10 protein-coding genes are annotated in these 10,270 nt (G+C 64.1%); 9 read left to right on the top strand and 1 reads right to left on the bottom strand.

Features of this window, described 5'->3' with window-relative positions:
- The 5 genes from EOA38_RS16775 to EOA38_RS16795 form a co-directional block, all read left to right on the top strand.
- The coding region (locus EOA38_RS16775; protein ID WP_127299724.1) for an LLM class flavin-dependent oxidoreductase at positions 1 to 569 on the top strand (569 nt) is incomplete at its 5' end.
- A 156-nt stretch (positions 570 to 725) separates the two neighbouring features.
- On the top strand, positions 726 to 1,895 hold the full coding sequence (locus EOA38_RS16780) for an AI-2E family transporter (RefSeq protein ID WP_127299725.1): 1,170 nt from the start codon (positions 726 to 728) through the stop codon (positions 1,893 to 1,895).
- Positions 1,896 to 1,981: 86 nt separating this feature from the next.
- Entirely contained in the window at positions 1,982 to 2,803 is an 822-nt protein-coding gene (locus tag EOA38_RS16785; protein ID WP_127299726.1) for an arylamine N-acetyltransferase, read from the top strand.
- Between the two features lie 3 nt (positions 2,804 to 2,806).
- Positions 2,807 to 3,805: an LLM class flavin-dependent oxidoreductase gene (locus EOA38_RS16790; protein WP_127299727.1), complete on the top strand. Its 999-nt coding sequence runs from the start codon at positions 2,807 to 2,809 to the stop codon at positions 3,803 to 3,805.
- A gap of 136 nt (positions 3,806 to 3,941) precedes the next feature.
- Entirely contained in the window at positions 3,942 to 4,736 is a 795-nt protein-coding gene (locus EOA38_RS16795; RefSeq protein WP_127299728.1) for an inositol monophosphatase family protein, read from the top strand.
- Between the two features lie 40 nt (positions 4,737 to 4,776).
- On the opposite strand, the gene EOA38_RS16800 is transcribed toward EOA38_RS16795, so the two are convergent.
- Positions 4,777 to 5,397, bottom strand: a complete 621-nt coding sequence (locus EOA38_RS16800) for a L,D-transpeptidase (protein ID WP_127299729.1) — start codon at positions 5,395 to 5,397, stop codon at positions 4,777 to 4,779.
- 481 nt (positions 5,398 to 5,878) lie between these two features.
- Here EOA38_RS16800 and dnaK point away from each other — a divergent pair, with 481 nt between their 5' ends.
- The 4 genes from dnaK to EOA38_RS16820 all read left to right on the top strand — a co-directional run.
- Positions 5,879 to 7,795, top strand: a complete 1,917-nt coding sequence (gene dnaK / locus EOA38_RS16805; RefSeq protein WP_126090947.1) for a molecular chaperone DnaK — start codon at positions 5,879 to 5,881, stop codon at positions 7,793 to 7,795.
- 299 nt (positions 7,796 to 8,094) lie between these two features.
- A complete protein-coding gene (gene dnaJ / locus EOA38_RS16810) occupies positions 8,095 to 9,225 on the top strand; it encodes a molecular chaperone DnaJ (RefSeq protein ID WP_127299730.1) in 1,131 nt (376 codons plus the stop codon).
- 112 nt (positions 9,226 to 9,337) lie between these two features.
- A complete protein-coding gene (gene pmtA, locus EOA38_RS16815; protein ID WP_127299731.1) occupies positions 9,338 to 9,943 on the top strand; it encodes a phospholipid N-methyltransferase PmtA in 606 nt (201 codons plus the stop codon).
- Between the two features lie 123 nt (positions 9,944 to 10,066).
- The coding region (locus EOA38_RS16820) for an NAD(P)H-dependent oxidoreductase (RefSeq protein WP_145965982.1) at positions 10,067 to 10,270 on the top strand (204 nt) is incomplete at its 3' end.

Raw genomic sequence — 10,270 nt, forward strand, 5'->3', positions numbered from 1 at the left:
ATCCGCGGCCCTTCCAGGAAAAATTGCCGATCTGGATCGCGATCGGCGGCACGCCGCAGTCGGCGGCACGGGCCGGCGCGCTCGGCCTGCCGCTTGCGCTTGCCATCATCGGCGGCGAGCCGGCCCGTTTCGCGCCGCTGTTCGAGATCTATCGGGAGGCGGCAAGGCGGGCCGGCAACGACCCGGCCTCGCTTGCCACCAGCCTCAACGTGCATGGCTTCATCGCCGAGACCACGGAGAAGGCGGCCGACGATTTCTACGGACCACAGGCCGAGGTGATGAACCGCATCGGCCGCGAGCGCGGCTGGGGACCGACCTCGCGGGCGCATTTCGACCACGCGCGGGGTCCAAGCGGCGCCCTGTTCGTCGGCAATCCTGAAGCTGTGGCGGAAAAGATCGTCGCCCAGCACAACATCTTCGGCAACGACCGCTTCCTCTTACAGATGGCCATCGGCGCCATGCCGCATGCCAAGATCATGAAGGCGATCGAGCTCTACGGCACCAGAGTGGCGCCGATCGTGCGCAAGGAGACGGCGAAGGCCACGCCCACCGCAGCGGCGCCCGCCTGAAGACACCGCCGACGAAGGCTCTATCTCTTTGTTTTAACGCAATTCCGGACGGAAAAGCGCCTCGCACTTTTCCTGGAATTGCTCTAACGGAACCTTGGCGCGGCGGACACGTTTTTCTCGACGATTGCACCGGTAGCGGTGCTCGACGGGAAACTGATGAAAGCCGAAACGACCGCTTCGGGCGCGAGCGTTGCCGAGAGCGTCGATCCGCCGACCGGCGCCCGCGCCGAATTGCGGCTGATGCGATCGCTGCTGATCGGCATCTTCATTCTATTGACGGTATTCGCGCTCTATTTCGCCCGCGCTTTCTTCATGCCGGTCATCCTCGCCTTCCTGCTGGCGCTGACGCTGACCCCGATCGTGCGCTTCCTGCGCAAGCACGGCATTCCCGACGCGCTGTCCGCGACGCTGCTGGTGCTGCTCTCGGTCTTCTTCGTCGCCAGCGCCGGTTATCTGCTCAGCGGCCCGGTCATCGACCTCATCAACAACACCTCGTCGATCGGCCAGCAGCTCACCGAGCGGCTGGCGCCGTTCAAGCGGCCGCTGGAAAGGGCTATCGATATCTCGCGCCAGTTGGAAGCGCTGACCGAGACCTCGCAGGAACCGGGTGTGCAGAAGGTCGCGGTGGCGTCGTCGGGCATCCTGCCCACCGCAGCCGGCAATATCTTAGGGGCAGGCACCAGCATCACCATCGTCTTCGTGCTGTCGCTGTTCCTGCTCGCCTCCGGCACCCTGTTCTACGAGAAGATCGTCCAGTCCTTCACCAGCCTCAGCCAGAAGAAGCGGGCGCTGCGCGTCGTCTATGACGTCGAGAGCGAGATCTCGCACTATTTGCTCACCGTCACGGTCATCAATGCCGGCCTCGGCACGGTGATCGGGCTTGGCCTGTGGGGGCTCGGCATGCCGAACCCGCTGGTCTGGGGCGCGGCCGCGGCGCTGCTCAATTTCCTGCCCTATGTCGGCGCGCTGATGACCATCCTCCTGGTGACGGTCATCGCGCTGATCAGCTTCGATACGATCTCCTACGCGCTGCTGGCGCCAGCCTTCGTGCTGCTGTGCGATATCGTCGAGGGCCAGTTCGTGACCCCGACGGTGGTCGGCCGGCGGCTCGAGATCAACGCGGTGGCGATCTTCATCGCCATCGCCTTCTGGTCGTGGCTGTGGGGTTTCGTCGGCGCGCTGATGGCGGTGCCGCTGCTGGTGGTCATCAAGGTTTTCTGCGACCATTTCGACGGCCTCAGCCATGTCGGCAATTTCCTGGCGGCGCAGCAGACCTTCGTCATCGACGACGAGCCGGCCGAGAACGATCACAAGGCCGCAGGCTAGGCCAGTCCCAATCCGAGGCGTGGTCCATCGTTTGCGGCCTCGGCGGGGAGTGCCTATATCGGGCCGGTCATGCCGGACCTGCCTTGATGAGCGACTTCGATCTCGACGCCTATTTCGCCCGCATCGGCTATGGCGGGCCGACCGACAGCACGCTCGTCACGCTGCGGTCGCTGCATTTGGCTCATCCGCAGGCGATCCCGTTCGAGAACATCGATGCGCTGATGGGCGTCTCGGTCGGGCTCGATCCGGCTTCGCTGCAGGACAAGATCTTCCGGCGCGGCCGCGGCGGCTACTGCTTCGAGCACAATCTGATCTTCATGCACGCGCTTGGAGCGCTGGGCTTCAATTTGAGCGGGCTCGCCGCCCGCGTGCTCTGGGGCCAGCCGGACGACGCCGTCACGGCGCGCAGCCACATGCTGCTGCGCGTCGATCTCGCCGGCAAAATCTACATCGCCGATGTGGGCTTCGGCGGCCTGACGCTGACGGCGCCGCTGCTGCTGGAGCCGGATCTCGAACAGCGGACGCCGCACGAGGCGTTCCGCATCCACGAGGCCAGCGATCATTTTCGCCTGCAGGCCAATATCGGCGACGATTGGCGCACGCTCTACCGCTTCGACATGCAGCGGGCCTACGAGGTCGACTATCAGGTGAGCAGCCATTTCCTGTCGACCCATCCGACCTCGCATTTCCTGTCGACCCTGGTCGCGGCGCGCGCCCTGCCCGACCGGCGCTACGCGCTGCGCAACAACCGGTTGTCGACCCATCATCTCGGAGGTCGCACCGAGCAGCGGGAGATCGCGAGCGCCGCCGAACTCGCCGACGTGCTGGAGAACCAGCTCGCCATCGTCATCCCCGACCGCGCCGCCTTCGAGGCGCGGCTGCGGCAGAAGACCATCATGGAGACCTGATCTATGGCAGCCCTTTCGGTTCTCGACCTGTCGCCGATAACCCTCGGCAGCAATGCCTCGCAGTCGCTGGCCAATTCGCTCGACCTTGCCCGCCATGCCGAGCGTCTGGGTTACAAGCGCTACTGGCTTGCCGAGCACCACAACATGCCGGGCATTGCAAGCGCGGCGACTTCCGTTGTCATCGCGCATGTCGCCGGCGGCACCAGGACGATCCGCGTCGGCGCCGGCGGCATCATGCTGCCCAACCATGCGCCGCTGGTGATTGCCGAGCAGTTCGGCACGCTCAACGCGCTTTTTCCGGGCCGCATCGACCTCGGCCTCGGCCGCGCGCCGGGCACCGACATGATGACGGCGCGGGCGCTGCGCCGCAATCTGGAAGCCAGCGACAACTTCCCCCAGGACGTGGTCGAGCTGATGGGCTATTTCCAGCCGGCCGAGGAAGGCCAACGCATCCGCGCGGTGCCGGGCGAAGGCCAGGACGTGCCGGTGTGGATCCTCGGCTCCAGCCTCTATGGCGCGCAGCTCGCGGCGCTCCTTGGCCTGCCCTATGCGTTCGCCTCGCATTTCGCGCCGGCCGAACTCGACCACGCGCTGGAGGTTTATCGGACCCGCTTCCAGCCCTCGGCCCAGCTCGACAAGCCCTATGTGATGCTCGGCATCAATGTCTTCGCAGCACCCACCGACGCCGAGGCGCGGCTGCTGTTCAGCTCGCTGCAGCAGGCTTTCGTCAATCTGCGCAGCGGCCGGCCCGGGCAACTGCCGCCGCCGGTCGAAAACTATGACCGCGACCTCGATCCGGTGGCGAAGAGCATGCTTTCCCAGGCGCTGTCCTGCGCCGTCGTCGGTTCGCCGGAAACGGTCCGCCAGGGCATCGACGCCTTCGTGCGCCGCACCGGCGCCGACGAATTGATGGTGACGGCGCAGATGTTCGACCACGCGGCAAGGGTGCGCTCCTTCGAGATTCTGTCCGACGTCCACAAGTCGATGTCGCAAGCCGCCTGACCGACTCACTGGCTTTGCCTGACACACTCGTCTGCCAGCTGTTTGTTTTTACGCAATTCCGGACGGAAAACCGTTTCACACTTTTCCTGGAATTGCTTTAAGGGCAGGCCACCCTCCTTAAGCGCGAGCCTTCCCCGTGACCGACGATCTCGACCAGCGCATGCATTTCGCCATCGATCTGGCGCGCCGCGCCGGCGAGCTTGGGCTGAGATATTTTCGCGATCTCGAAAATCTTACCATCGAGAGCAAGGGCCATCAGGACCTGGTCTCCGACGGCGACCGGAACGTCGAGCTCTTCATCCGCGCGGCCATCGCCGAAGCCTATCCGAATGATGGCATCGTCGGCGAGGAGCATGCGCCGGTGACCGGCAGGACCGGCCATGTCTGGGTGATCGATCCGATCGACGGCACCGCCAATTTCGTGCGCGGCATTCCCGCCTGGTGCGTGGTGATCGCCTGCGCCAAGGACGGCGAGACCATCGTCGGCGTCATCCATGAGGCTTCCACCGGCGAGACCTTCCACGGCCGCCTTGGCGGCGGCGCCTTCGTCAACGGCCGGCCGATCAAGGCGAGCGCCGCCACCTCGCTTTCCGAAGGCTCGGTCGGAACCGGGCTTTCGAACCGTGCGGCCACGGAACATGTGGCGGTGCTGATCAGCATGATCATGGCCGAAGGCGGCGTCTTCTTCAGAAACGCTTCCGGCGCGCTGATGCTTGCCTACGCGGCAGCCGGCCGGCTGCTCGGCTATGTCGAGGAACACATGAATGCCTGGGACTGCCTTGCCGGCATGCTTCTGGTCGAAGAGGCGGGCGGCACGGTGCTGAAGCCGGACCCGAGGACGGTCGTCAGCCAGGGGACGCAAGTGATCGCTGGCGGAAGCAACATCTTCCCGAAGCTGCGCGCGCTTTGCACGGAGGCGTTCCGAAACTAGTCGGTATTGGAGCGGCCGCGGGAAGACCGCAACGCGGCATCTATATGACGATCACCTTGGTGCCGATTGGGGCGCGGTCGTAGAGATCGATGATGTCCTGGTTCATGAGGCGGATGCAGCCCGCCGACACTGCCTTGCCGATGGACCACCATTCGGGGCTGCCGTGCAGGCGATATCCGGTGTCACCCTTCTCATTGTAGAGATAGAGCGCCCGCGCGCCGAGCGGGTTCATAAGTCCGCCTTCCATATGGGCCGGTATGATGTGGCCCCGGTTGCGCTCGCGCACGATCATCTGGGACGGCGCGCTCCAATCGGGCCATTCGCGCTTCCTCGCGACGTGCGCGGTGCCATGCCACTCGAAGCCCGCCTTGCCGACGCCGATGCCGTAGCGCAGCGCCTGACCGTCTCCCAGCACGTAGTAGAGGAATTTCGCTCCTGTATCGACAATGATGGTGCCGGGCGCCTCGTCGGTTGCATAAGGCACCGTCTGCCGATGGAGTTTCTGGTCGACCTTGTAGATCGGAACCGGCGGGATGCGGAAACCGGCGTCGGTGAGGCCGCCATAGGCTAAGGGAGAACTCTGCAACCCACCGCCTGTGGTGCAGCCGGAGAATGCGAGCATCCCGGCAAGTACCACGATCAGGATCGATTTCGCGCGCATGATCCAAGCCGGCGCTCGTGCCAGCGATCTGCCTTATCCTGCCTTATTCGTAGTCCCGCATGCCTCGCTTGCCAAGCGTTCTATCTTCTCCGCCGGCTGATTGCCGGCACATGGCGGCAAAAGATGTTTTCAGGCTTATTCGCGACCCAAAGTCACGCCCCCAGGGCAAAGCTTCTCCCGCCCGCCATGCGGCTGATGCATGACGACGATGTTCCGTTCGGGAAAAATCCTGTCTGGGCAATGAGATAGGGCAAATCCGGATCGACCCCGGCTGGTGACGGGCCGGCTCGGTTCCCGAGCCCCTGCCGGACAGCAGCCACCTTGCGCAGAATGCTTGCGCGCCGTGCCGCCTGTTCTTATATACGCGCCAGCCGTCCGGCCTTGAAAATCCGGGACCGTGGCGGAATTCTTGTGAACAGGGGCTTTCGTCGGAACGCCTTATCAGGGTCCTGAGAGCCTGCTTAGCGGAGAGACTAGAACAATGGCAAAAGTTATCGGTATCGACCTCGGAACCACCAACTCCTGTATCGCCATCATGGACGGCAAGGAGCCCAAGGTTATCGAGAATGCGGAAGGCGCGCGCACGACCCCTTCCATCGTCGCCATCAACAGCGACGGAGAACGCCTCGTCGGCCAGCCGGCCAAGCGCCAGGCGGTCACCAATCCTGAAAACACCATCTTCGCGGTCAAGCGCCTGATCGGCCGCCGCTATGACGATCCGGTGACGGAGAAGGACAAGAAGCTTGTCCCCTACAAGATCGTCAAGGGCGACAACGGCGACGCCTGGGTCGAGGCCGGCGGCAAGAAGCAGTCGCCCAGCCAGATCTCGGCCATGATCCTGCAGAAGATGAAGGAAACGGCGGAAGCCTATCTCGGCGAGAAGGTCGAGAAGGCGGTCATCACCGTTCCGGCCTATTTCAACGACGCCCAGCGCCAGGCGACCAAGGACGCCGGCAAGATCGCCGGCCTCGAGGTGCTGCGCATCATCAACGAGCCGACGGCGGCGGCGCTCGCCTACGGCCTCGAGAAGAAGGACGGCAAGACCATCGCCGTCTATGACCTTGGCGGCGGCACCTTCGACATTTCGGTGCTGGAAATCGGCGATGGCGTCTTCGAGGTGAAGTCGACCAATGGCGACACCTTCCTCGGCGGCGAGGACTTCGACATGCGCCTGGTCGAGTACCTGGCGGCCGAGTTCAAGAAGGAACAAGGCATCGATCTGAAGAACGACAAGCTCGCTTTGCAGCGCCTGAAGGAGGCTGCCGAAAAGGCCAAGATCGAGCTGTCGTCGACGACGCAGACCGAGATCAACCTGCCCTTCATCACCGCCGATGCCACCGGGCCGAAGCACCTGACGATGAAGCTCACCCGGGCGAAGTTCGAGAGCCTGGTCGAGGATCTCGTGCAGCGCACGATCGACCCCTGCAAGGCGGCGCTCAAGGACGCCGGCCTGAAGGCGGGCGAGATCGACGAAGTGGTCCTGGTCGGCGGCATGACCCGCATGCCCAAGATCCAGGAGATCGTGAAGCAGTTCTTCGGCAAGGAGCCGCACAAGGGTGTCAATCCGGATGAGGTCGTGGCGCTCGGCGCCGCCATCCAGGCCGGCGTGCTGCAGGGCGACGTCAAGGACGTGCTCTTGCTCGACGTGACGCCGCTGTCGCTCGGCATCGAGACGCTGGGCGGCGTGTTCACCAGGCTGATCGAGCGCAACACCACGATCCCGACCAAGAAGAGCCAGGTGTTCTCGACGGCCGAGGACTCGCAGTCGGCGGTGACCATCCGCGTCTTCCAGGGCGAGCGCGAGATGGCGGCCGACAACAAGCTGCTCGGCCAGTTCGACCTGGTCGGCATTCCGCCGGCCCCGCGCGGCGTGCCGCAGATCGAGGTCACCTTCGACATCGACGCCAACGGCATCGTCAATGTCTCGGCCAAGGACAAGGGCACCGGCAAGGAGCACCAGATCCGCATCCAGGCGTCCGGTGGCCTGTCCGACGCCGACATCGAGAAGATGGTGAAGGACGCCGAGGCCAATGCCGATGCCGACAAGAAGCGCCGTGCCCTCGTCGAGGCCCGCAACCAGGCCGAGTCGCTGGTGCATTCGTCCGAAAAGTCGCTGAAGGAGTATGGCGACAAGGTCTCGGAGGCCGACCGTACCGCGATCGCCGACGCGATCGCGGCGCTGAAGACCGCCGCCGAGGGCGACGATGCAGCCGACATCGAGGCCAAGTCGCAGTCACTTGCCGAAGCTTCGATGAAGCTTGGCCAGGCCATGTACGAGGCCTCGCAGAAGGAAGCGGCCGAAGCCGACGCCAAGGCGGATGCCGCCAAGGATTCGGACGTGGTCGACGCCGACTTCGAGGAAATCGACGAAGACGACGACAAGAAGAAGTCGGCCTGAGCCGGCCGACGGCAGATCATGCGCACGACCCCAAAATCGGTATCGATTTTGGAAAGGATCATGCGCCAATTCAAAAGCGCTACAGCGTCCTTTGCGGGTCCGAGAGGACGCGCGGCGCTGTAGAAAGCCCGGCGCAGAGCCGGGCTTTTTTGCAACCCTGGGCGAAAAAGTGACGGAAAACATGGGCCGAGCCGGGCTCGCTACTAGCATCCGGGCAGCATCGCTCCTAAATCCAACAACGTGCCGGCAAACGACGCAACAATGCTTGAAGACATTGAGCATCCGGACCGCGGGAAAAAATGAAAGCTGATTTCTACGAAACCCTGGGCGTGCAAAAAGGCGCCGACGACAAGGAGCTCAAGAGCGCTTTCCGCAAGCTCGCCATGCAGTTCCATCCCGACCGCAATCCCGGCGACCACGCCTGCGAGCACAAGTTCAAGGAAATCAACGAGGCCTACGAGACGCTGAAGGACCCGCAGAAGCGCGCGGCCTATGACCGTTTCGGCCACGCCGCCTTCGAGCAGGGCGGCATGAACGGCGCCGCGCACGGCTTCGGCGCCGGCGGTTTCGCCGACATCTTCGAAGACATTTTCGGCGACATGATGGGCGGCCGCCAGCGCCGCTCGTCAGGCGGCCGCGAGCGCGGGGCGGACCTGCGCTACAATATGGAGATCTCGCTCGAGGAGGCATTCTCCGGCAAGACGGCGCAAATCCGTGTGCCGGCCTCCATTTCCTGCTCGGAATGCTCAGGGACCGGCGCCAAGCCTGGAACGCAGCCGGTCACCTGCGCCATGTGCCACGGCCACGGCAAGGTGCGCGCCACGCAAGGCTTCTTCTCGATCGAGCGCACCTGCCCGCAATGCCATGGCCGCGGCCAGACGATCAAGGACCCCTGCTCGAAATGCGCCGGACAGGGCCGCGTCACCGAGGAGCGTTCGCTGTCGGTCAACATCCCCGCCGGCATCGAGGACGGAACCCGCATCCGGCTTGCCAATGAGGGCGAGGCCGGCCTGCGCGGCGGTCCTTCCGGCGACCTCTACATCTTCCTCGCGGTCAAGCCGCACGAATTCTTCCAGCGCGATGGCGCCGACCTCTATTGCAAGGTGCCGATCTCGATGACGACCGCCGCCCTTGGCGGCTCGTTCGAGGTCACCACGCTCGACGGCACGCAGACCAAGGTGAAAGTGCCGGAAGGCACCCAGAACGGCCGCCAGTTCCGGCTGAAGGGCAAGGGCATGCCGGTGCTGCGCCAGCCCAATGTCGGCGACCTCTACATCCAGACGGCGGTCGAAACGCCGCAGAACCTGTCGCGCCGCCAGCGCGAACTGTTGGAAGAGTTCGAGCAGCTCTCGTCGAAGGACAACTCGCCCCAGTCGAGCGGCTTCTTCGCCCGCATGAAGGACTTTTTCGAGTCCTTTGGCGACAGCTGACCGTTATCCGGCAACATTCCCGAGCGTCATCAACACCTTATGCCAGGTTGACGCCTTGCCTTGTTCCACCTAGCTGATAAGTAGCGGGTGGGGAGCGTTGAGGAGAGCTCGCATGGCACGTGGTCCCGGGTTGCGCAAAGCGCTGGCGGAAAAATTCGACGACGAGCTGAAGTTCTTCAAAGGCTGGATCGACATGCCGAAGGCGGTCGGCTCGATCGTCCCCACCAGTTCGATCACCGCCCGCAAGATGGCCTCGATCGTCAACCCGAAATCGGGACTGCCGGTGCTCGAGGTCGGACCAGGCACCGGCGTCATCACCCGGGCCATCCTGGCCCAGGGCGTGAAGCCGGAAAATCTCTACGCGATCGAATACTCGACCGACTTCGTGCGCCACCTGCGCCGGCTCTATCCGCGCGTCAACGTCATCGAGGGCGACGCCTTCAACCTCGACGCCACGCTCGGCGACAAGCGCGACATGGTGTTCGATTCGGTCGTTTCCGGCGTGCCGCTGCTCAACTTCCCGGTCGCCCAGCGCATCGCCTATATCGAAAGCCTGCTCGACCGCATCCCGGCCGGCCGGCCGATCGTGCAGCTGACCTATGGCCCGCTGTCGCCGATCCCGCCCGGCCGCGGCAATTACAAGGTCAAGCATTTCGACTTCATCATCCGCAACATCCCGCCGACGCAGCTCTGGATCTACCGGCGCGAAGGGCATTAGACGAGAAGGGAGTAGGGGGGTAAGGCAGTAGGGGAGTAGGGGAATGAACGGCTCGATTTCCGGACTTTTCCCTACTCCCCTACTGCCCTATTCCCCTACTCCCCTATTTCTCCCGGGTGGCCGATGGCAGTGATCCCAAGAATTCTCGTCTTCGCCGGCTCGATCCGCACCGGTGCCTTCAGCGGCAGGACGGCCGACGTGGCGCAGAAGGAACTCGCCATGCAGGGCGCCGAGGTGACCCGCATCTCGCTCGGCGACTATCCGCTGCCGATCATGGACGAGGACCTGGAGAAGGAAAAAGGTATCCCCGAGAATGCCGTGAAGCTC

This window comes from Mesorhizobium sp. M1E.F.Ca.ET.041.01.1.1, assembly GCF_003997355.1.
Classification (GTDB): domain Bacteria; phylum Pseudomonadota; class Alphaproteobacteria; order Rhizobiales; family Rhizobiaceae; genus Mesorhizobium.